Origin of the sequence: Paenibacillus sp. FSL M7-0802 (assembly GCF_038004945.1) — a bacterium.
Classification (GTDB): Bacteria; Bacillota; Bacilli; order Paenibacillales; family Paenibacillaceae; genus Paenibacillus; species Paenibacillus polymyxa_B.
The window spans coordinates 3,687,366-3,710,483 of record NZ_JBBOSD010000001.1 but is presented as its reverse complement, the minus strand read 5'-3'; the positions used below and the strand labels follow the sequence as shown (position 1 = coordinate 3,710,483).

The window sequence follows — 23,118 nt, the reverse complement described above, 5'->3', positions numbered from 1 at the left end:
TGTAAAGGAAGAAGCACATGAATGAAATGAAAGAAGATAAATATGTCATTGGCGAACAACAATTTTCCATTCATCACATCTATCGTACCGGTTTCACAGTCATGCCCCGGCCTCATGTCCATGAGAACTATGAGCTGTATCTCTTACTGCGAGGCGAACGCATCTATTTTATGAATGGCAAGGTATACACCGCTCGCAAGGGGGATCTGATATTCATCCTTCCTCATGACTTGCACTCTACCGCCAGTACGCAATTGCAGGAAACAGAGCGCATCTTGATTCATTTTTCTCCGACGTTTCTCCCACAGCAGGATCATGACATTCTTGACCTGCCGCCGTATCAGCAATCCGCGTTGCTTCGCTTACCTGCGAGAGAGCAAGTGGAAGTTGAACGTTTATTCCTACAGATGAATACCGAATGCAGGAATAAGCAGCCTCTGCATGACCGTTGCGTACAGCATCTACTGCTGGAAATGCTGATCCTGGTGCACCGATCGGAAGCGATCGAGCGTAGTGAACCTGTTTCCTCTCATCCCATGCATCAGAAAATCACGGAAATTTCTTCTTTTATTCAGGATCATTACAATGAACCGTTAACTCTCGAACAAGTGGCCGCCTGCTTTTTCATTAGTCCAGCGTACCTAAGCCGTATCTTTCTAAAGTTGACTGGTTTTCATTTCAGCGAATACATCCGCGTAGTGAGGGTCAGGGCGGCCCAAACCAGACTTCGAACCACCAAGGACAAAATCCAGCATATTGCAGAGGATGTCGGGTTCGGTCATGCTTCCCACTTTAATAAAATCTTCAAAAAAATAACTGGGCTCTCCCCTCTTCAGTACCGCAAGCAGGTTCGGTAGATATTCAGTGTAAAGAATTAGACGCCGATTTTATACCTCCGCTCTTGTCTTGTTTTTCCATTTTTATATCCACTTGCTCTTTCATGGAACTAAAGACAAGCCACTTTGGAATAAGTAAAATGCACAAAAAAAACCATACTTCGCTGCAATGCATGCAACGAAGTATGGCTATTACATAGTCATTCTACATCTTTAAAATTATAAATTACTCTTTCTATGACCTTTATCGCAATGCTTTAATATCCTGAATTAGCAATTCAACATTTTCTTTCTTCGTTGCCCAACTGGTACAGAATCGAACAGCACTATGTGCATCATCAACCTTTTCCCAAAAGGAGTAAGTATATTTTTCACTCAATGCCTTTAGTATACGATCTGGTAAAATCGGAAACTGCTGATTGGTTGTAGAACGGTATTGAAAAGAAAACCCTTGCTCAGATAATCCGTTTTGAAGCAGCATGGCCATATCTATAGCGTGTTTGGAAATTTCAACGTATAAACCGTCTTCAAACAAAGTTTCGAATTGAATGCCCAACATTCTTCCCTTAGCCAGCAGCCCTCCTTTTTGCTTGATCATATATCGAAAATCTTTTTTCAATGTACCATTTAGAATGACTACTGCTTCTCCCATCAAGGCTCCAATTTTGGTCCCACCAATATAAAATACATCGCATAGCTTCGCTATATCTGCTAAAGATACATCGCTATCTTCGGCCACCAAGCCATAACCTAATCGGGCTCCATCTATAAACAGTGGTAAACCACACTCTCGACAGACTCTACTTAATGCCTCCAGCTCTGATTTACTATAGATCGTTCCATTTTCAGTAGGTTGGGAAATATAAACCATACCGGGCTGTACACTATGCTCAGGAGCGGCATCATTCCAGTGAGCGTCATACAAATCTTGTACCTGCTCGGCCCGGATCTTCCCATCCCCGCTTGGCAAAGTAAGTATTTTATGTCCAGTAGCTTCAATCGCTCCGGTTTCATGAACAGCAACATGTCCAGAAACTGCCGCAACGACGCCTTGATGTGGACGCAGAATAGAAGAAATGACGGTGGTATTGGTCTGTGTACCTCCAACCAAAAAGTGTACATCCGCATTTGGGGAGTCACATGCTTCTTTAATATATGCTCTGGCTTTTTCACAATGATCGTCCACACCATAACCTGGAGTTTGTTCATCATTAGTCTCCAGTAGTCGCTTTAATATGCGCTCATGGGCACCTTCGGTATAGTCGCATTCAAATCGTATCATTCTGTATCCTCTCCAAATTATCCAATTTCTTCTGAATTAACAACATAGAAGCATGTAATTCCTTTATCTCTTCTTCTGAAAGTCCTTGAACTAATTTTAGAATTTGTTCATCAGACCTTTCATTCAGTTGGTTATAGAACTCCTTTCCTTTAGGAGTCAAACGAATCAGATTTGTTCTATTATCCAACGTTGAATTTTCCTTAACAAGAAAGCCCTCTTTGCAAAATTTAGCAATGATCCTACTCATATAGCTGCGATCAATTTTAAGAGATTCGACAAGAGTATTCGCAATACATGGCTCGATCAACCCGATCTCTATAATGACACGGGCCTCGGTAAAGGAATATCCGCTATCCAGCACATGTCTATCTAAAACCCCCAGTATATTCGTATAGAACCGATTAAAACGCCTCATATCCGCTATGATATTAGCATCTATATTGATCATAACTCCCCCAATTTAGTGGACTTTTGCAACAATTATAGTAATGATTTTTGTGGACTATGTCAATGAAATAATAATCACAAAAGAAAAATCGTACATTAAGACACTCGTCTAATGTACGATTTCATAATAATAAGGAAATAATGAAGTATATTCTTTTCTATATTTACTTACAAGGTCATTGAGCTATCGCTATTTATAGCCTTTTCCTTCTTATGCTTCCGTTTCAGCTTCAGATGAGCTACGACCATATAAAGAGTCGGAACTACAAACAACGTTAAAATGGTTGAAAAAATCAGTCCGAATATAATGGTCGCTGCCAATGGCTTGAATAGAATTTCTCCCATCGTAGCAATCGGTATCATTCCGACGATCGCAGTTAGCGAGGTGAGCAAGATCGGACGGAAACGGGCAGAGCATGCCATTAAGATGGCTTCTGTTAATTCTGCGCCTTCACGCCGCGCATCTTCAATAAACTCGATCAATACAATACCATTGCGCACGACGATACCGGCAAGTGAAATGATACCCATAATACTCATAAAACCAATTGGCATACCTGTAATAAAGCTACCAAGCACTCCTCCTGCTGCTGCCAGGTACACAGTCGTCATTATAATGATCGGTGTGGAAACCGAGTAAAACTGCATGGTGATCAAGAGCAGAATGAGAAAAACAACGATAACGGCTAATTTGCCTAAATCCTTAAACAAATCGGTCTGCGTAGATGTTTCCCCGTCCATTTCCCAAGTGTACCCCGAATCGAAATGTGTACTTGTAAGCTTGCTACGGATGTCCTGGGTGAGCTCCGTAGCCGTACGCCCTTTTGCATTGGCGGAGATCGTTACCGTCCGTTCCAAATCATAGCGGTGGATTTGCTGAATGGAAAAGTCCGGTTTCATCGTTGCTAACTGGGATAACGGGATCTGCTCTCCTCCCGCATTAGTGACACTTAGCTGTTGGAATAACACCTCAGGATCATGGTTAGGTTTATCCATGTACATATTGATATCCAGCAGTTCCTTACCCGTGTCAAAATCCGTGACCTTCACTCCGTCACCCATTAGCAACAAAGTGCGGGTTAAGTTGGAATAGTTGACCTGATATTTATCCAAGGCCTGCTGGTTGACTTGAAAATTCAAATTATAGCTTTGCATCCCCATATTATCGGTCACATCTACAGCTCCAGAAGTTCCCGCAACAATTTCTTTTATTTTTGTGGTCATCGTTTGCAACTTTCCAAGGTCTTCTCCTTTAATACGGACAGATACTGCACTACCGACTGGGATGCCTAATTGAGGAACACGTATACTTATTAATGCTGCTGGATATTTGGCTTGCAGCGTACTTGTCCAGCTGTCCACTGTTTTTTTGATATCAAAGACTCCCTCTTTACCAACAACAGTAAGTTGTCCGTGTACCGCTCCCACGGAGCCACTACCAGCTACTATATCGCTGTACATTTGAGGTGCTCCACCACCTGCCGTTGCTGCCAAATGTTCGGTTTCTGGCTGCTTTTTAACCCAGTTCTCAATCTCGGTTATAACCTGATTGGTTGCCTGCAACGACGTTCCTTCTGGCATCGTTACGTTGATTGTGGCATCCGGTTGGTCCGATTCAGGAAATAATTGAATGGGCACAATAGCAAGCAGTCCATAAGCTGCCGTACCAATCATAAGACCAATAAGCGCAGTGAAAAGTGGTCGACGCAGTATTCTCGGCATCCAGTTTTTAGCGTATACATTAGAGAGGGACTGAATTTGATTGCCAAGAAGCCCTGGAGGCTTGGTCGGTTTGCTACGTTCTTTACCTTTATGACGGTTATCGTACCATTGACGGAAAATAGGAATGATCGTAAGCGACATAATCATGGAGGCCAGCATCGTTAACGAAATAACGGTAGGGATCGGTTTAATAAAGTCTCCCATATTGCCCGGTAGAAATAAAAGCGGGGCAAATGCTGCAACCGTAGCCAGCGTGGCTGTAATGATCGATAAGGATACTTCTTTCGTTCCTTTAATTGCCGCCTCCGTAGCATCTTCCCCAAATTCAGAGCGTCGGCGTTCAATGTTGTCGTTTACCACAACGGCATCATCAACCAGTATCCCCAGTACGATGATTAATCCGATGACTGAAATTTGATTCAGCGTCGTTCCTGTCATCGGCAAGACAATAAAACCGATGGCAATAGAAACAGGGATAGCCAAGGCCACAAATGCAGAGGTCAGCAAGTTCAAACCTAATGTACAAATCACAATAACCGATGCAATAGCAATCATCATCTCTTTGGAGAGATTACCAAATATTTCACTTACACGGTCATTTTGAGCGAAAAGTAGTTCAAAATGTACATCCTTAGGTAAACTACTCGCAAGTTCGTTGATTTTGGCTGTTGCCGCTTTGGATACCGTTGGTACGTCTGTGCCTTTATCTCCACTCAAACTGATTGAAATAGCAGGCTTGGTATTCACATACGTATAACTCCCCGTTTTTTTTAAAACAAGCGAGGCTGAACCTATATCCTTCAAGGATATAGGGAACCCTTCTTCGTTGCTTGAAATCTGAACATTATTTAAAACATTGGGATCAGTTGAAGCATCTACTGTCAACTGATACGTACGCTGATTGAAATCCAGACTTCCTGTAGGCACTCTATCGTTTTCATTTTTAATGGCTTGAACGACCTGTTCCCAGGAGATGTCATATTGCTGCATTTTTTGAGTGTTCAGGCTTATCCGTACTTCTTGTTCTGGAATTCCTTGAATATTAACTTTTGAAATTCCTGAGACCGTTTTTAATTGATCTTTCCATTTATTCATCAATTCATTTAACGCATATAAATTTTCAACTTTATCAGAAGTGATTGCGTATGACCCGATGAAGGAGCCTGCCATACTATCATTGATAATGGGCTGCATCGCATCGTCCGGAAGTTCAGACTGCGCATCCTGTACCTTTGTACGAAGATCGGCCCACACTTTTGTCGGATTTGCCTCATCCAAAGCTTCTATACTTATACTAGATTGGCCCTTAGATGAAGTGGAAGAAATAGTTTTGACACCCTCCACTTCTTTAATTTTCTGTTCCAATATCTTCGTAATGGTTTGTTCGATTCTTTCAGGTGAGGCCCCTGGATACACAGTTGTGACACTGGCTGACATAGGAATAACGTCGGGCATCTCCTGTTTAGGTAACGATGCAAAATTGTAAATCCCTAGCAAAATACACATGCCAAAGAAAATAAGTGTGATTTTCTGCTTTTTAACGATATATTTAATCATTCGGACGACTCCTCCGATTTCCCAAGTACATCATTCCCAATTAAATCACCATTAAATAAGGTTCCTGCTCCTTGCGTAACGATTTGATCGCCTGCCTGTAGCCCAGAGACCACTTCGAGTAGATTATTAGTCACTTTCCCCAGTTTAATCGCGGCTTTTACGGCCTTTCCATTCACAACTTTAAAGACATACGGGTCATTTTCCGTACTAATTACAGCCTCTACGGGTACTAAAAGCGCTTCGTTTTGATTCATGCTTTTAGAAGCACTAATGACTTGACCAGGCTTCCAATTCAGTTCAGGATTGGGAATGCTAACTTCCACATTGATGCTTCCCGTTTTGGAATTAGTCGATGGATAGATCTGGGTAACAGTCCCTGTTCTGATTTCATCATAGAGAGATATATTTACTTTTTGGTTTTTCTTCCACGATAAGATTTCACTGTCCGGTACGGGGAGAAGTACTTTTAAAGTCTTGATATTTCCGACAACAAATGCCTCACTCCCGCTGGAGCCCAATTGACCATCAGATATCTTTTTTTCAATCACAACACCAGTGATCGGGGAGGTTAAAGTAGCTTTTTTCAGTGACAAGGATGACTGTTCATAAGCAGCCAGTGCATCCTCATAGGTAGCCTGCGCCTGGGCTTTGCTGGCTATCCCTTGTTGCCTAGTAGCCCTAGCTGACTCCAGCCCTGCTCTGGCCTGATCTACCCCAGCCGAAGCTTGTGCACGTTGTTCTTGGGATGCCCCTGCAAGCAAAAGAGACAATTTCTCTTGCGCATCACTTAAACTTTCTTGTGCGTTCGTTAATTCCAACTGTGCATTCTCATTTTCCGTTAAGGATACTGCACCTGCCTGGAATAGACTTTGGGACCGTGCGGCATCCGCTTTCTTCTTGTTGTAATTATTAGTTGCTACAGTAACCGCATTTTGAGACTGTGCAATCTCCTGCTTTTTGGCGCCATTGTTCAATTCCTGCAATTTGGATTGGGCCGCATTGACCTGGGATTGTGAACTATGAATGCCCGCCTGTGCCGATTGAACAGAAGCCTCCGCTTGGCTAACACCAGCCTTTGCCTTTTCCATGGTTGCCTTTGCCCGATCCAGCTGTAATTGATAAGCAGATGTATCTAACTTCGCAAGGACACTCCCTTTTTCTACTGAATCTCCAACCTCGACCATGGTGTTCAATATACGTCCATCCGCTTCAAAGGAAACATTGGCCTCATTACTTGCCTGCAATGTCCCCGCCAAATTAAAATCATTGGCCAAAGGTTTCATTGCAAGTTTCTCCACTTTTACCGGGTGACTGGCTTGTGTTACAGAGTTCTCCGTTGCACTGGAGCAACCAGAAGCTACTATAGCTAATACAACCCCTGCAATCATTATTCTGATTCCTTTTCTCTTCAACTAATGTCATCCTCTCTGATTCTCTCTTCTAAAGGTGCTATCAGCAACCCGTGGGTCAAGTAAACTTTTTCATCCTTTTTTCATGTTATAACAATGAACAAACAAAAAAATCGTACAAAGGGGCAAGCACCTTATGTACGACTGGGCAAATAAATAACATATTTTCAGTTATTATTTCTAAAGCTGTAAAATACCACGTTCCAACGAAACAGCAACAGCTTCGGATCTGGAATCAACACCAAGCTTGTTATAAATATTCGTTAAATGTGCCTTTACGGTACGCTCGGAAATTCCCATATCAAACGCAATTTCCTTACTTTTATAACCATGTGCAACAGACTTTAATATGTGCTTTTCCTTATCAGTCAGAACTAAGTTTCTTTCGTGTGACTCTATCTCAGCTTCTCTCTTATTCGTGGCAGCGAATACCCTTGCTGTTATCTCTGGCTGAAGCAGCGTTTCCCCCCTTAGCGCAGACTCAATAGTGCGAAATAAATTTTCTCGACTGGTATCTTTTAATAAATATCCTTTTGCTCCCAAAGAGAGCCCCTTAATCATTAAATCATCTTCGTTATAGGTCGTCAGGATAATGACTGGTGTTTCATTTTGTTTTTCTCTGAGGGCTTTCATGGTTTCCAAACCACTCATTTGTGGCATATATAAATCCAACAATATGACATGCGGCTGAAGTTCTTCAATCAATTTAAGAGCCGTTACACCTTCTCCGGCTTCACCAATAACCTCATAACTGTCATTGGTCTCCAGCACCAGCTTTAATCCTTCTCTAACTACCCAATGATCGTCGACAATTAAAATCTTGTATTTCATGATAGGTCTCCTTTAGTAAGAGGCGCCTCTATTTTTATAGCTGTACCTTCTTGAAATATACTGCTAATATTGATTTTTCCACCCAGTATCCGTACACGTTCATGTATACCTATTATTCCGTAATGCCCTGTTTGCTTGGCAATAATATCCGTATCAAATCCTTTTCCATCATCGCGAATCTCGATTTCAATCTTGCCTTCGTTATCTAAAATATTAATCCATACGGTATTAGCATGTGAATGCTTCGCTACGTTGGTTAAACACTCGCTTATAATAAACAATCCATGTTCGAACACCAGTCTGGGAACTGAAGCTTTAATTTTGATGTTGCGTATTACACGAATGCTCGTAGCCATTGTAAATCGCTGTATTTCTTCCTCCACTGCTTCTGCAAAATCAACTTCCGAGATGGTTTTCGAACGCAGATTGTCTATAGCTCGCCTTGAATCAGACAATGTTCTTCGCACTTGTGACATCGATTGTTGGACGATCTCCTGAGCTCTTTGCGTACTTCCTTTTGTCAGATGGGCATCAATGGCTTCAAGTTGCATGATTAGCCCAGCAAGCCCCTGTGCCAGCGTATCATGAAGATCACGGGCCATACGTTGTCGTTCGTTAGCAATTGTAAGTTCTTCGACCTTTTGATGTGCAATTTCAAGTTCTTTAAGAACGTTTTGCGTTCGGATTCGTGCTTTGACTTGTTTGAGAAAAAGAACGGCATAAGCTACTATAACAACTGCAATTAGAAAAAACAGCGGGATGAACAACACAAATTGCTTGCCATCATTATGCCAGACCACAGCCACACAAAAAAGTACATAGGAGATCAAAAATACAAGAATAACCTTAAGCGGCTTGTAATAAATGCCTATACTCTGACCCACCAAAACTGGCATTAACCCAACCAGTACAATGGAGAAACTTTCAGGTAGAAGAAATGCACTTGAAAAGATCAATCCCCCTTGCACAACAAAATAAGCCCATGAAAAATATTTTGCAACTCTTTGAGCATGCAAGTACAAGAGGATGTGCAATATTATGATTACAGTGAATAAGACACTTTGCGGCAGATTTAGACCGCTGGACAAATGTTGAAGAATGACAGACTCACTATAAATTATAAAAATCCATATTATAGTTAACACTTTTGAAATATCTTTCTTCTCAAATTCACCTTCACTTTCACTTATTTCTGGATCTAGATTTTGAATCTGTTCATTGAATACATCAATCATAATTCCCTCCTACAATTCTGAATTCGGCTTTTCAACTTATTAGAGACAACGCCGCTATGAGAGCGCCTGGTCCATTTAGTTTGAACAGAAATCATTTATATATTATTTTACAAAAAAACAAAAAGAAAAAAACGTACACATGGGCAATATCATTTGTACGTTTGGGCATTAAATACTATTTGCTTTTTAAGAATCATCTTCATTTTGGTATAAAAGCTTAATGCTAACTCTCCTTTGTACGTTACCTGCAGCTTCATTGTCTTCAGCAATCACCTGCCACTGTCTGCCGATGAGCCCTTGTAAAGTATCAATTTCGATAGGATCAAGATACAGATTTTTCAACGTGATCCCATCTTGCTCATAATCGCGATCTAGGGCTCGATCAAAACGAAAATAAAGCAGCCTTTTCAATCCATTGATGTGTAAAAACTTAAATTCATAACCACTAAGGATCGCTTCTTCCCACTCGTCCCCTATGTCTTCTGCCGTTTGACAACGTTCTTTGAAATCCATTGTTTTTTCTTTAACCTTGTCGAGCAAAGGAGTGAAATCCTGTTTTTTGATACATTCAATGATGACGTCTTTCGGTTCACCACTCGTACGTAAGTTCTCGATCAGAAAGGCCACTGGGATGGACAATTTCACTTTACTCATTGGAGTATACTCCTTTACTCAAGTAGGAATTGAACCAAGCCACCACTTGTTCAAAGTTATCCACACGAAGGGACGGTTTACCGCTCTTTAGCAATGAATGATTGGACCCGGGATATCGAATGAGGCGTGTTATTTTACCCAACCGCTTCAGAGCCGTATATAACTCATCCCCTTGGCTAACAGGGCAGCGCAGGTCTTCCTCGCCGTGTAAAATCAGCAACGGAGTTTCAATGCTATTTACATGTGCCAGTGGGGATTTGAACCAGAGTAGCTCAGGATCTTCCCACGGGTTAGCCCCAACGATTCCCTCTGTGTAGGAAATACCAATATCGCTCAAGCCATAGAAGGAGAGCCAGTTGGAGATGCAGCGTTGCGTAACGGCAGCTCGAAATCGGTTCGTGTGAGAAATGATCCAGTTGGTCATCAGGCCGCCATAACTGCCGCCAGCCACCCCGAGCCTGGTTTCATCTATACAATCAAACTGGCTCAGCACAAAGTCCAAGGCGTCCAGCAGATCACGATAATCTCCTCCCCCAAAGTCCCCCCGGCAGGCCTGAGCAAAATCCTGACCATAACCAAAGCTACCGCGCGGATTGGTCATGAGCACGGCATATCCCTGCGCAAGGAGCGTCTGCATTTCATGGCTATACGTGCCAGTATACATCGCATGGGGTCCGCCGTGAATTTGTAAGATCAAAGGAACCTGATCCCCCGGTACCATTCCGGCCGGTTTGAAAATCCATCCTTGTACCTTGAAGCCATCCGAAGCCTCAAACCAAAATGTCTCTGGTGAACTCACTTGCAAGGAAGCCATATGATCGTCGTTATGGTGCGTAAGTCGCTTCTCTTCCCCTGTCTCCAGATTCATTTGATACAGCTCGCCTGGCCGGTCCACATCAAGTGCAGCAAAAACCAAATAGCGGCCGTCAGCAGATAGCGTGTACTGATAGATATCTCTATCACTTCCGCCAGTCACCGCTTGAACATCCCCGTCCATTGTGATGCGGTATATATGAACAGCACCCTGCAACGTCCCGAGCACATACATTTCTGGCTTCAATCGTGCAGGAGCATATAACGGAGATGGAGACGGACCAAATGATTTCATATCGCTTAAGGCGAAGTTGCCGATTTGCATGTCTAATTCAGGAACCAATAGTTCCGGGGCTCCCCCCGTAACAGGCACGGTGTATAGTCGATTCTGGCTACCACTTCCATAAATGCGATCACTAGCGATCAGAGTCAATGATTTTCCGTCTGGGGCATACGAAAATTGGCTAATCGCCAAGCTGGAATCCGTAACTTTCACCAGATTACCGCCGTCGCAATCGATCGTATACACATCCGAAAACGAAAGCATGTCTGCATCCTTCATGTCGTCGTCTACACGTTTGGACAAGAAGGAAATCTGCTTGCTGTCCGTGGACCATACAGGGTAAGATGCATTCCAAGGTCCCGACGTTATTGGCGTGATCCGGCCGTTTTCAAGCTCCAATACATATAAATGACTAAATAGACCATTCCACCAGCCCGATCCTTCAGCTTTGGGAGTGGTGCGATCCACAATACGCCCCCGCTCACCTGATTGCTTGCTATATTCCTCAAGCCCCATGGCTTCCCGCTCAGCGTGTATACTCACCATACTTGTGAATACAATATACTTTCCGTCCGGTGACCAGACGAATGCACCCACTCCCCGCTTCACCTCCGTCTGCTGCTGTCCCTCTCCACCTTCAGCCGGAACCGTCCATAGCTGTTTGCTTCCATTCGCCAGACGTAAAAAAGCTAGCTGTAATCCATCGGGTGACCAAGCTGGAGCCGAATCCTTGTGGCCACCGGTCAACGGCTGATCGTCGTTCCCAAGAAGGGATGCGACACGGATGTGTGTTTGGTAGTCATTCTTTGGGCGATCTATGCTTTTATTGACGTAGGCAATCGTTCCATCGGGGCTTATTGTGGGATCACTGATCCACTGATATCCGTACAAATCCTCCGGTACAATTGATCGTTTATTCATGAGTAGCCTCCTTTTTTTGGTTAACGCCTACTTCCAAAAGTTCATCTATTCGTGAGCCACCTGCTCATGCAGGGGAAAATGACAGGCAGCAATATGTCCTGGAGTATGCTCTTCGAGCAATGGACTCTGTAGTCGGCATATCTCTTGTGCATAGGGGCAACGCGTGTGAAAAGTACAGCCCGAAGGCGGATTGGCAGGATTGGGGATTTCCCCCGTCAATGTGATCCGTTCTTTACGCAGCCTCGGATCAGGAACAGGCACTGCCTCAAGCAATGCTTTTGTATACGGATGTTGCGGTCTTGCAAACAACTCGTCACGATCTGCAAGCTCCACGATTTTGCCCAAGTACATCACCGCGATGCGGTCGCTAATATGCTTGACGGAGGGCAACCCGTGGGCAATAAAAATGTAGGTAAGCTGGAACTGCTGCTGAAGCTCCTTTAACAAATTCAAAATCTGAGCCTGAATTGACACATCCAGCGCGGATACAGGTTCATCACAAACAATGAGCTTCGGTTTCATAGCCAGTGCTCTCGCTATGCCAATCCGTTGACGCTGCCCGCCACTGAATTCATGGGGATGCCGATCCGCTAAATGCGCGCCTAATCCTACCGTTTCCAACAGTCGAAAAACTTCAGCTTTAAGCTCCTTGCCTCTAGCGATCCCGTGTACCTGCAGCGGTTCCGCGACGATATCAAAAACCTTCATTCTTGGATTTAAAGAGGAATACGGGTCTTGAAATACAAATTGCAAATCTCGTCTGACTTTGCGGACTTCTTCGTCTGTTAAATCAGACAGGCTTTGCCCTTGAAAACGAATTTCGCCTGCCGTGGGTTCTAGCAGTTGTGTAATCATTTGTCCTGTTGTTGATTTGCCACACCCCGATTCCCCTACAATACCTAAGGTTTCTCCTGGCATCACCTTAAAGCTCAAATCATCAACCGCCCGTACATAACCGCTCTTTCTGGAAAACCAGCCCTTGTTCATCGGAAAATATTTCTTGAGCCCATTCACTTCGAGAAGCGGTGTTTTCTGTGCTGTCTCGTTCATACTGACACCTCCTCCATCCGTAAACATCTGACATAGTGTCCTGGATTCTTAGCCTGTATTTCAGGATGAATCCTTGTGCACTGTTCCTGGGCATAAGGACAGCGGGGATGAAATGGACAACCACTTGGCATCTGCATCATATTAGGAACGGTACCGGGAATGGAATCCAGCCATTCTCTCTGTTCCGTAAGCTTAGGGAGTGATCCTAGCAGTCCGATCGTATAGGGATGGCCCGGCTTTTCGAACAATTCAAATACGTCCGCTTCCTCGACTACTTCCCCGGCATACATCACGACTACCCGGTCAGCCATTTCCGCGACGACACCTAAATCGTGGGTAATAAGAATGATGCCTGTATTCTCTTCCTTGCTCAGCTTGTGGATTAAATTCAAAATTTGAGCCTGTATCGTTACATCCAGAGCCGTCGTCGGCTCATCAGCGATGAGCAGTTTTGGCTGGCAGGCCAAGGCCATTGCGATCATCACCCGCTGACGCATTCCTCCCGACAACTGATGTGGGAAATAACCTACCACTTTCGACGCGCCAGGTATACCTACCCTTTCCAGCATCTCTATACTTTTCTGCCGTGCTTCGGGTTTGCTCAGCTTCTGATGCTGCCGGATGACCTCACTGATTTGGTTGCCAATCGTAAATACAGGATTCAACGAACTCATTGGCTCCTGAAAAATCATGGATACCTCGTTTCCCCGATATTTGCGCATTTCTCCCTTGGACAATTGGAGCAAGTCTCGTCCTTCAAGCAGAATCTCCCCGCCCACGACTTTACCTGGTGCTGCCACTAAACCCATAATAGACAAGGAGGTTACACTTTTACCGGAACCGGACTCTCCAACAATAGCTACTGTTTCGCCTGGATTCACAGTGAAGCTGACACCGTTGACCGAAGGAACGATGCCATCCTCCGTTTTAAAGTAGGTTTTCAAATGATTCACTTCAAGCAATCTCGTGGTCATCTTTTCCGATCCCCCGCTTTCTGCTATTCTTTCGCTTTCATATGGGGATCTAACACGTCGCGAAGCCAGTCACCTAGAAAAATGACGCCCAGGACTGTGATGGTAATCGCCAGACCGGGAAACGTTGCCACCCACCAGCTCGTGGCTATATACTGTCTCCCATCGCTCAGCATGCCACCCCAGGACACTGCCGGCGGTGTAATCCCTAACCCGAGGAAACTAAGAGAAGCTTCCATAATAATCGTCGTTGCTACATTCATACCGGAAATGACGATAAACGAAGACAGGACATTCGGTAAAATGTGCTTCAACAAAATCCTACTATTTTTAGAGCCAATCGCCTTGGCTGCTTTAACAAAGTCTCGTTCCTTGATACTCAATACCTCGCCCCGGACAACTCTCGTATAAGAAACCCAATTTGTAACGCCAATGACGAAAATGAGCGTAGTCATGCCAGGCCCTACCACGGCCAAGACAACCAGCATCAGCAGAATAGCCGGAATAGCCAAAAAGGCGTCGGCAACTCTCATTATGGTGGCATCCACCCATTTACCATAAAACCCGGCGAGGAGGCCGAGTATTGCGCCAATGGTGCCTGAGACCAGAACTGCACCAATACCGACGATAAGCGAAACTCTCGCTCCATATACGATACGACTCCACATATCTCGTCCTAGGTTATCTGTACCAAGCCAATGTTTCGGCAATCCACCATCCAGCCACATAGGCGGCTTCAGACGGTTAAGCGGGTCAATTTCCGCAGGATTGTGACTGGCCAGCATAGGGGCACATAATGCCGTTAAACTAACGAGCAGTAAGATTACTGCGCCGACCGTTCCGGTTTTACTTCGTAATAGTTGCTTCCATATGCGTCCGATACCGGACGGTTGTGTCTGCTTTTTGCCATCCAGGTTTAGAGCTGGACCAAGGGCTTGTACATCATGAATGCCTGCCACGCTTCCCCCTCCCCTCTCTAGTTGTATTTAATCCTTGGATCAAGCAGTCGGTAAACGACATCGGTTAAAATATTGCTGACCACCACAATAAAGGCAATCACAAATACAGCAGCCTGAACGATAGCCATGTCGTGCGTATTCACAGCGACGACAAGTAACTGTCCCAAACCCGGCCATGCAAATACCGTCTCTGTAATCAGTGTACCTCCGATCAAGCTCGTAAATTGCAAGCTCATAATCGTAACGACCGGAATCAATCCATTGCGGAAAGCGTGTTTTCCGATAACCACGATTTCTAGAATCCCTTTACTTCGGGCTGTTCGAATATAGTCCTGATTCAAAATGTCCAGCATACTGGAGCGAATGAGTCGGGTCATCTGTGCAGAAAGGCCGACACCCAGTGTAAAGGCCGGGAGTATTAAATGATCCATCCCGCCCCGGCCGGACACCGGAAGCATCCCTAACATGACGGAAAATAATAAGATGAGCATAATCCCCATCCAAAAGTTAGGCATGGCCTTTCCGACTACGGATAAACTGGAAATGATTAAATCGGTAAAGGTATTCCGTTTGACTGCTGAGATGACGCCCAACGGCACAGCAATGATGACCGCAATAATCATGGCGGCTACTGCCAATTCAAAACTGGCAGGCAGCCGTTCCAATACTAACGGCAAAGCCGATTCACCATAGCGAAACGAGGTACCAAAATCTCCTTGTAAGGCACTGCCAATAAATTTAATGTATTGCGTATATAAGGGCTGATCTAGCCCCAGCGCCTGCGTTAACACTGCACGATCCTCAGCTGTAGCGGTCTCCGGCAGCATAAGGGCCACAGGGTCCCCGGTTACCCTCACCAGGATGAATACAATAAGGGAGACAATCAACAGTACAGGAATAACCTGAAGCAGTGATTTAGCGATATACGTTTTCAATCTGTCACCTCCGTAACCAGCAGGCTTTTTTTAAAAGGACGGGCAGGAACCTTCATTGAGGTCCCCGCCCGTTCATTTCTCATCTTTATTTAGCAGGTGTAATATCCTCTGCATAGAACATTTCATCGCTTCTCGGTTGGAAGTTCACACCGTTACCGGTGCCATAAATCCCTTCCATTTGGAACAAATATACGGCTGGACGATCTTCAGCCAAAATCTGTTGCACTTGCTGATACTCTTTTTCACGCGAGGCTGTATCCAAATTCGTCAGCGCATGCTGCAGCAGCTTCTCTACCTTCGGATTGTTATAATCCGTTTCGCCTTTTGCCTCTTCTACCAGATAGCGATTATAGTTGTTGGAAGCATCAAATAGAGAATTACCAATGCCGATCATAAACATTTCTTTGAAAGATTTGGAACTGTAACGCTCACTGAAAGCACTTGGCTCCAGCACGTCCAGTTTAATGTTGAATCCTTCTTTATTTAACATGGCGGCTACGACCTCGGCATACTCTTTGTATATTGAGGATACTGAAAGGGTCAATGTCGGGCCTGCGCCAGCATAACCGGCCTGCTTCAGCAGTTCCTTGGCTTTAGCCGGATCATATAATGTTTTCTCATATAAGGAAGGATCGGCACCAAAGTTGCCTGGTGTAACGGAAGTACGGGTTACAATCCCAGCACCGCCTGCGATGCTGTCTACGATTCCTTTTTTATCAATCGCGAGATCTATCGCTTCTCTCACTTTGGAGTCAGCCGTAACACTGCCCTGACTTTGACGTAAAATCAATTGCAGCACACGCTGGATCGGAGCCTTAACGATTTTTTTACCCTCTTCGCCTTGAACACGTTCTATATCCGTGGAAGGGATACCAGATGCAATGTCAATCGAGCCTGCGAGCAGTTCAGATACACGCGTAGAGGCTTCTGGAATGGAGCGGAAGACAACTTGATCCCATTTGGGCTGATCTTCGTAATACTTATTATTTTTAACGAGTACCACCCGGTCATCCTTGATCCATTGGCTAAATTTATAAGGGCCCGTACCTATCGGATTCTTAAGGAATGCCTCTATCCCATTTTTCTCAATATACTTGGAAGGTAAGATGCCAGCTCCCATTTTGGATAAACGATTCAACAGCAACGGATCAGGTCCATCGGTGATGATGTCTGCCGTATGTTCATCTACCACTTTCACTTCTTTGATATTTTTAAAGTAGGAATTTTGTTTGAGTGTGTTATCCTTTGCCACTCTTTCTATCGTGTACTTCACATCTTCGGCTGTGAATGGATCACCGTTATGGAAGGTTACCCCTTCGCGCAGATGAAAACGCCAAGTGGTATCATCTACCTTTTCCCAGGAAGTAGCGAGTCCAGGTACTTTCTTTTGCTGACTATCATTTTTCAATAAGTAGTCAAATACGTTAACCAGAACAGCTTCACTCGCCGTATTGTTATTGTTATGTGGATCAAAACTTTCAATATCCGTAGCATTAGCAATTGTCAGTACTTTACTGTCGGTCGATGTTGCGCTGTCTTTACTATCGCCTGTGGATTGGGTACCGCAGCCTGCCAGGATCATCGCAGCAATCAGTAACGTAATCCCGCCTCTAAACCACTTATGTCTATTCATCTTGTCCACTCCACTCCATTAAGGTTGTATATTGCCACACAGCTGCATTTGAGCGTCTTAATCCCAATTTTATGTTGTCTTCAAAAAATTCAGCGCGATGGCCGACATCATGGCTACCCCATAAGGCAGTACCATTTCATCTAAATCAAATCTGGGATGATGTAATGGATAGCTAGTATCTTCATCACCTCTCCCACATCCCAGCCGGAAAAACACGCCAGGTACCTGCTCACAATAAAAAGCGAAATCCTCCCCGCCTGTTGACGGTTTGATGTAGTCCCACTCCTTGGAGCCAAACAATTGCTCACTCGTTTCCGTCATCAGATCGACCATATCCGGGTCGTTCTGCACAACTGGGTAGCCCTGCTGATAACTCAGCTCATATCCAGCTCCGAACGACTCACATACCCCACGGACCACCTGTTCGATCAGCTCAGGCATCCGGTTACGCAGTTCCGCAGATAGGGTACGCACGGTACCGATCATCTCTACTTCCGGTGCAATGGCCGCTCCCATATACCCGCCACTAATTTTGCCAATCGTAATGACCATGGTTTCAAGGGGATCAACCATACGACTTGGAATGTTTTGCAGGGCAGAAATAACCTGCGCGGACACGGCAATGGCGTCTATTCCCTCGTGTGGACGGGCAGCATGACCGCCTTTGCCTAGAATCTTAATGGTTAAGCTATCTGCCGATGCAAAAGCGACCCCTTTGCTGACCCCCAGTGTTCCTGTCTTCAGACCCGGGAACATATGTAGTCCTGCCATCGCATCCACTTTTGGATTCTCCAATACACCGTCATCGATCATAGCCTTGGCCCCTGCCAAACCTTCTTCAGCCGGCTGAAAGACAAATTTGATATTTCCTCTTTCAGGTCGCTCCAAATGAGCAAGTAACTGTGCAGTTCCCATCAGTATGGCTGTATGGGCATCATGCCCACATAAATGGGCCTTACCTGGGATCTCCGAACGATAGGGAACCGTTTTTTGATCCTGAATCGGTAATGCATCCATATCTGCCCTTAGACCGATGGTAGGCCCTGGGCTTTTTCCCCGTAACAGACCCACAACCCCGGTTTTCCCTACCTGGGTTGTCACCTCCAACCCGAGACTACGCAAGTGCTCGGCTACAATGCCCGATGTTCGAATCTCTTCATAACCCGTTTCAGGATGGCGATGAAAATCCCTTCGCCATGTGATCAATTGCTCTTGAAGTGGTCTAGATAAAGCCAAAAGCTCGTGTATGTTCATGTTTTCACCCTCCCCACTCGAATCGTATTCTTTTCTGTATGATATCGTTAGCCTTTTGCAACTACTCTTGCATAAATGGCATCTGCGGAATGTCCGATATGATGCTTCATCATTTCCCGCGACTTCTCAGCATCTCGTGCCCGAAGTGCACTCAAAATTTCTGTATGGACGTCGTAATTCACCGTCCGAATCTGATCATCATAGGGCATGAGATCAAGTGCCGGGTTAATCTTGGTACGAATCTGCCTAACCGCATCTTCACAAAATGGATTGCCAGATGCTTTGGCAATGGCCAGATGGAATTTAACATCCAAGGCCCGAAACCATTCTCGGGTACAGTCCGCTTCAATACTCTGTTCCAGGTAATGCTGAAGCAGGTCCAGTTCATCCGTGGTGATCCGCGCAGCCGCTAAAAAAGCACCCTCTGGCTCCACAATCATCCGATATTCAAAGACCTTCAGCATGTGCTCCCAATCTTTTGCAATTTCTTCCCGGGTACGTTTATGAGAGTTTGCTGTCACTGGAAGAACAAAGGTCCCTCCCTTGGCACCTACTCTCTTTTCAATGAGTCCCTTGGATTCCAATTGAGATAACGCCTCACGAACTGTAATTCTACTGGCATTAAATATTTCTGCGAGTTCCCGTTCTGTCGGTAGTTGCTCCTCGCTAAGCAATTCCTTTAAAATAATAGCCTCTTCCAACTGCTCTCTAATAAAATCACTCACTTTTTTAGCTGATACTTTTTCAAAGCGCAGAGGAGTTTGGATTAACATATGAACACTCCGATCATAAATCTTTAAGGTCTAAACCTTATACCATTGTAAAAAACAAAAAAATATAAATCTGTTGTTATCATAATACCTAGTAAACCTATATGCAATACTTTTTTTAAAAATATTTATGATGCTTTCGAAACAATAAAAAGAAGCAGCCCCTTACAGAGCTGCTAAATCTTTGGTTATCCTTATGCATCATATAAAAAGCACGCAACAGGTTATCCTGTGCGCGCTCGGTCATTCTCTATTTCTCCTCCAACTCATCCGGTACATCGTATTTATTGATATGTGAGGTCATTGCTGCAACTGCTTCGCTGGCATCCGTCGTGGCCGGCACTTCTCTAACCACATCATCCGTCTGGTCACGAAAATTCAAACGGTCTGCCTCGACTACTTTCTGTTGATTTGGTTTCATTTTTCATATCGCTCCTTTCTTATTCCAGTACCTGATCTCTTTCCGTTAACGTGTACAAAGGTACTTCCCGTTCCTCTTCTGGATGGTTCAGCGCATAAATGCGTGCCGTCTCACTCTGCTCGTTCACATGCTGAATATAAATGGGTAACCCATCACACAACACATTCGCCATTATGGAAGAGGACGCTATTTCTTGCGCTCTTTGAACATTCACTTAGAAAAAACCTCCCTTGCTAAGTAGAGTTCGCCTTTACTATGCACGAGTTAAATATTTGTTATACACATTTCATGCCAACATGTGTTTTATGATCATGAAAGGATATCATTTGAAAAAATAAATATTATTGTTATTATGGATTGAGAGATTCAGTGAAAACTGCGATCTTAATTGTAGAGAAAAGGAGTAATGATGAGTGTTAAACATATTAATGGTTAACTTTCCGGCAGAAGGACATGTAAACCCTACGATCGGGATGACGCAAGCCTTTGCAGCACGAGGGGACCAAGTACATTACATTACAACTGAGAAATACAAGGACAGACTCGAAGCCGTTGGAGCAACGGTTCACCTGCATACCGATCTGATCAGGACTGCTTCTATTGATTCCAGTACTCCGGCTGGGTTGAGTGCATTTATGAATATTCATATTCAGACTTCGATGGACATATTAGCAATCACTAAGCAACTGTCTGAAAGCACTGATTTTGACTTTGTATTCTATGATAGATTCGGAGCTGGCGAGTTAGTTAGAGACTATTTGAAAATCCCTGGTATTGCTTCCTCCCCATCTTTTCTGATTTCGCAGAATCGGATGGCTACCAATCTCTTTCGCTCTAATGGAAATGAGCCGTTTCAACTTGATGAACAGGCCACGACCTCACTACATCTCATGAAAGAAAGATTCGGTGTTGCTCCCAAAGATATGGTTCAATTTATGAACAATACAGGGGCTCTAAACGTTGTATACACCAGCCGATATTTCCAACCAGACGCTGACAGCTTTGGTGAAGAGAATCTCTTTATTGGTCCCAGCTTCCCAGAACGCAAAGGGGAAAATTCATTTCCTTTGGACGCACTACAAGATAAAAAAGTTCTGTATATTTCGATGGGAACGGTTTTGGATCATGTTGAGGACTTTTTCAACACCTGTATTGAAGCTTTTTCCGATTTTGAAGGTATCGTCGTGATTGCAGCTGGCGAGAAAGCTGACTTTACGAAAATCAATCCAGCCCCAGAGCACTTTATCATCTCGCCCTATGTTCCCCAATTGGAGGTACTACGTCATTCAGATGTATTTATTACTCATGGTGGAATGAACAGTGTGAATGAAGGGATTCACTTTAATGTACCCTTGGTTGTACTGCCTCAGGACAAGGATCAGCCCATGGTCGCGCAGCGGTTAACAGAACTTCAGGCTGGCTATCGAATAACCAAAGACCAAATCAATGTCCAATCGTTAAGAGATGCCGTAGATGAGGTAATGTCGAACGCGGCGTATAAAGAGGGCGTACAAAAAATAAATGATAGCTTCCAGCAATCTGGCGGTACAGAAGAAGCCCTCGCAAAAATTGATGCCTATCTTCAAAATAAGCTTGTGTAAATCACACGATTACAATTCTACAAAAAACAGGAGCCCTGACCATCAATGGTCGGGTTCCTGTTTGTCATGCATTTCCTATGTGGATATATCCCACTTCTGAAACGAAGCCATCGTACACTTTCCGCTCGCGAACGCTCGAATGCCCGTAGATTCCACTCCCGGATACACTCTTCCTGTGAGGACGTATTCACCATCGCCGATGAATATTTCCACCGAGCTTTTATCGACAAAAACCCGAAGCTCCAGACGGCCCTCGTTTAAGCCCACAGGCACTCTTCTCTCCCCGCCTGGGCCTATACCGGCACGTTCTCGGTTGAAACGGAACAGACCGTCATCGGGACGGTACGACAGTACAGTCTCCTCTTCACTACCCACCCGCAGTTTCAAACCGAATTCATCGGTGTTACTGGCCTCAAACTCAAATACGACCTTCAGTTCGTAGCTATCTCCGCGCGTGTCCATAATCTGCTCACCTGTCAGTAAGATATTCCGCTGCTCGAACAGATTGCATCGGTAATTCTTTACCTCTTCAAGTGGACGGAACAGCAGCCTGGCGCCGTCGATAACCACTTCCCGCGGAAGACTCATCGCACCAGCCCAATGGTGCCCCTGCTGGGTCGGCATCTCCGACTCCCACATATCCATCCATCCGATGACGATACGCCGCCCTTTATCATCCAAGGTTGACTGTGGGGCATAGAAATCGAATCCGTGATCCACCTGAGCATACCGCTCTGCCGTAAATGTTCCTTCAACGGAATTGAAATCACCTATACCGTACATGGTGGAATGCAGATTGCGGTAAGCCTCCCCCTGCGCAGGCATGCGCTGCGGGGACAGCATAAATACGTGCCGACCACCGAGCGGGAACAGATCCGGGCATTCCCAATTATCGCCAAAGCGTCCGTCACTCACGGCTAGTACATTGACATACGTCCAGCTTTTCAGGTCTTCAGAACGGTAAAGCAGTACAAGTCCGTTCCCTTTCGCATCATTAGAACCGAGAACGGCGTAATATTGACCTTCGTGTCTGAACACCTTAGGGTCACGGAAGTCTTTACGGCTGATCGTGTCCGGTATGGCGTCATAACCGATGACCGGGTTGCCCTCCCACTTTTCGAACGTTACTCCGTCTTCTGATACTGCGATTCCCTGCGACTGCTTGTAATCCTGATCTTTGTCAGGCCCGGTTACAACATGTCCGGTATACATCAGGACAAGCTTCCCGTCCTGCTCAATCGCACTGCCGGAGAAGCAGCCATCCTGGTCGAACTCACCGTCCGGTGCCAAAGCGATCGGCAGATAATCCCACTTCATAAGATCGCGGCTGACTGCATGTCCCCAGTGCATCGGTCCCCATACTGATTTATACGGGTAATGTTGATAGAACAAGTGATACTGCCCGTGATATTGAATGAAGCCGTTCGGATCGTTCATCCAGCCGAATTCAGCCATTAAGTGGTAGTTCAGGCGATAATCCGGCCGAAGCATATGCTTCGATTGGGAAATAAATTGATCTGCACGCTCTCTCGTA

20 protein-coding genes are annotated in these 23,118 nt (G+C 44.9%); 2 read left to right on the top strand and 18 right to left on the bottom strand.

Annotated features, from left to right (window positions below):
* Nucleotides 1-17 precede the first annotated feature (17 nt).
* The gene (locus tag MHB54_RS17025; protein WP_023990412.1) at nucleotides 18-857 is read left to right on the top strand and encodes a helix-turn-helix transcriptional regulator; all 840 of its coding nucleotides are present in this window, start codon (nucleotides 18-20) and stop codon (nucleotides 855-857) included.
* Between the two features lie 223 nt (nucleotides 858-1,080).
* On the opposite strand, the gene MHB54_RS17020 is transcribed toward MHB54_RS17025, so the two are convergent.
* From MHB54_RS17020 to MHB54_RS16940, 17 genes are all read right to left on the bottom strand, one after another.
* On the bottom strand, nucleotides 1,081-2,118 hold the full coding sequence (locus MHB54_RS17020; RefSeq protein ID WP_028541770.1) for a threonine aldolase family protein: 1,038 nt from the start codon (nucleotides 2,116-2,118) through the stop codon (nucleotides 1,081-1,083).
* Nucleotides 2,105-2,566 (bottom strand): MarR family winged helix-turn-helix transcriptional regulator, encoded by a 462-nt coding sequence (locus MHB54_RS17015; protein WP_076161044.1) that lies wholly within the window; start codon nucleotides 2,564-2,566, stop codon nucleotides 2,105-2,107. The genes MHB54_RS17020 and MHB54_RS17015 overlap by 14 nt, the downstream gene beginning before the upstream one ends.
* Before the next feature lie 167 nt (nucleotides 2,567-2,733).
* The gene (locus MHB54_RS17010) at nucleotides 2,734-5,844 is read right to left on the bottom strand and encodes an efflux RND transporter permease subunit (protein WP_023990415.1); all 3,111 of its coding nucleotides are present in this window, start codon (nucleotides 5,842-5,844) and stop codon (nucleotides 2,734-2,736) included.
* Nucleotides 5,841-7,232: an efflux RND transporter periplasmic adaptor subunit gene (locus MHB54_RS17005; RefSeq protein ID WP_075154795.1), complete on the bottom strand. Its 1,392-nt coding sequence runs from the start codon at nucleotides 7,230-7,232 to the stop codon at nucleotides 5,841-5,843. Before MHB54_RS17005 ends, MHB54_RS17010 begins: the two co-directional genes overlap by 4 nt.
* A 201-nt stretch (nucleotides 7,233-7,433) precedes the next feature.
* Nucleotides 7,434-8,084 carry a response regulator gene (locus MHB54_RS17000; protein WP_023990417.1) on the bottom strand — a complete coding sequence of 217 codons (651 nt, stop codon included), beginning with the start codon at nucleotides 8,082-8,084 and terminating at the stop codon, nucleotides 7,434-7,436.
* Nucleotides 8,081-9,319: a sensor histidine kinase gene (locus MHB54_RS16995; RefSeq protein WP_028541767.1), complete on the bottom strand. Its 1,239-nt coding sequence runs from the start codon at nucleotides 9,317-9,319 to the stop codon at nucleotides 8,081-8,083. Before MHB54_RS16995 ends, MHB54_RS17000 begins: the two co-directional genes overlap by 4 nt.
* Before the next feature lie 186 nt (nucleotides 9,320-9,505).
* Complete coding sequence (locus MHB54_RS16990) at nucleotides 9,506-9,973, bottom strand: hypothetical protein (protein ID WP_103744682.1); 468 nt, start codon at nucleotides 9,971-9,973, stop codon at nucleotides 9,506-9,508.
* Nucleotides 9,966-11,990 (bottom strand): S9 family peptidase, encoded by a 2,025-nt coding sequence (locus MHB54_RS16985; RefSeq protein ID WP_103744683.1) that lies wholly within the window; start codon nucleotides 11,988-11,990, stop codon nucleotides 9,966-9,968. Before MHB54_RS16985 ends, MHB54_RS16990 begins: the two co-directional genes overlap by 8 nt.
* A 45-nt stretch (nucleotides 11,991-12,035) precedes the next feature.
* Nucleotides 12,036-13,040, bottom strand: coding sequence for an ABC transporter ATP-binding protein (locus tag MHB54_RS16980; RefSeq protein ID WP_053326145.1), 1,005 nt, complete (start codon nucleotides 13,038-13,040; stop codon nucleotides 12,036-12,038).
* Entirely contained in the window at nucleotides 13,037-14,014 is a 978-nt protein-coding gene (locus tag MHB54_RS16975) for an ABC transporter ATP-binding protein (RefSeq protein ID WP_023990421.1), read from the bottom strand. Before MHB54_RS16975 ends, MHB54_RS16980 begins: the two co-directional genes overlap by 4 nt.
* A gap of 23 nt (nucleotides 14,015-14,037) precedes the next feature.
* A complete protein-coding gene (locus MHB54_RS16970) occupies nucleotides 14,038-14,970 on the bottom strand; it encodes an ABC transporter permease (protein WP_264454500.1) in 933 nt (310 codons plus the stop codon).
* A 17-nt stretch (nucleotides 14,971-14,987) separates the two neighbouring features.
* The gene (locus MHB54_RS16965; RefSeq protein WP_340981729.1) at nucleotides 14,988-15,905 is read right to left on the bottom strand and encodes an ABC transporter permease; all 918 of its coding nucleotides are present in this window, start codon (nucleotides 15,903-15,905) and stop codon (nucleotides 14,988-14,990) included.
* A gap of 85 nt (nucleotides 15,906-15,990) precedes the next feature.
* Nucleotides 15,991-17,538 (bottom strand): ABC transporter substrate-binding protein, encoded by a 1,548-nt coding sequence (locus tag MHB54_RS16960; protein ID WP_264454499.1) that lies wholly within the window; start codon nucleotides 17,536-17,538, stop codon nucleotides 15,991-15,993.
* A 69-nt stretch (nucleotides 17,539-17,607) separates the two neighbouring features.
* On the bottom strand, nucleotides 17,608-18,792 hold the full coding sequence (locus tag MHB54_RS16955; RefSeq protein ID WP_023990425.1) for a M20 metallopeptidase family protein: 1,185 nt from the start codon (nucleotides 18,790-18,792) through the stop codon (nucleotides 17,608-17,610).
* A gap of 47 nt (nucleotides 18,793-18,839) precedes the next feature.
* Entirely contained in the window at nucleotides 18,840-19,565 is a 726-nt protein-coding gene (locus tag MHB54_RS16950; RefSeq protein ID WP_023990426.1) for a FadR/GntR family transcriptional regulator, read from the bottom strand.
* A gap of 247 nt (nucleotides 19,566-19,812) precedes the next feature.
* Nucleotides 19,813-19,983, bottom strand: a complete 171-nt coding sequence (locus MHB54_RS16945) for a hypothetical protein (protein ID WP_007432293.1) — start codon at nucleotides 19,981-19,983, stop codon at nucleotides 19,813-19,815.
* 19 nt (nucleotides 19,984-20,002) lie between these two features.
* The gene (locus MHB54_RS16940) at nucleotides 20,003-20,197 is read right to left on the bottom strand and encodes an H-type small acid-soluble spore protein (RefSeq protein ID WP_023990429.1); all 195 of its coding nucleotides are present in this window, start codon (nucleotides 20,195-20,197) and stop codon (nucleotides 20,003-20,005) included.
* A 199-nt stretch (nucleotides 20,198-20,396) separates the two neighbouring features.
* Here MHB54_RS16940 and MHB54_RS16935 point away from each other — a divergent pair, with 199 nt between their 5' ends.
* Nucleotides 20,397-21,584, top strand: a complete 1,188-nt coding sequence (locus MHB54_RS16935) for a macrolide family glycosyltransferase (protein WP_264454498.1) — start codon at nucleotides 20,397-20,399, stop codon at nucleotides 21,582-21,584.
* A 75-nt stretch (nucleotides 21,585-21,659) separates the two neighbouring features.
* Here the strand turns inward: MHB54_RS16935 and MHB54_RS16930 are convergent, their stop codons facing one another.
* Nucleotides 21,660-23,075, bottom strand: coding sequence for a glycoside hydrolase family 32 protein (locus MHB54_RS16930; RefSeq protein WP_264454497.1), 1,416 nt, complete (start codon nucleotides 23,073-23,075; stop codon nucleotides 21,660-21,662).
* Between the last annotated feature and the right edge of the window lie 43 nt (nucleotides 23,076-23,118).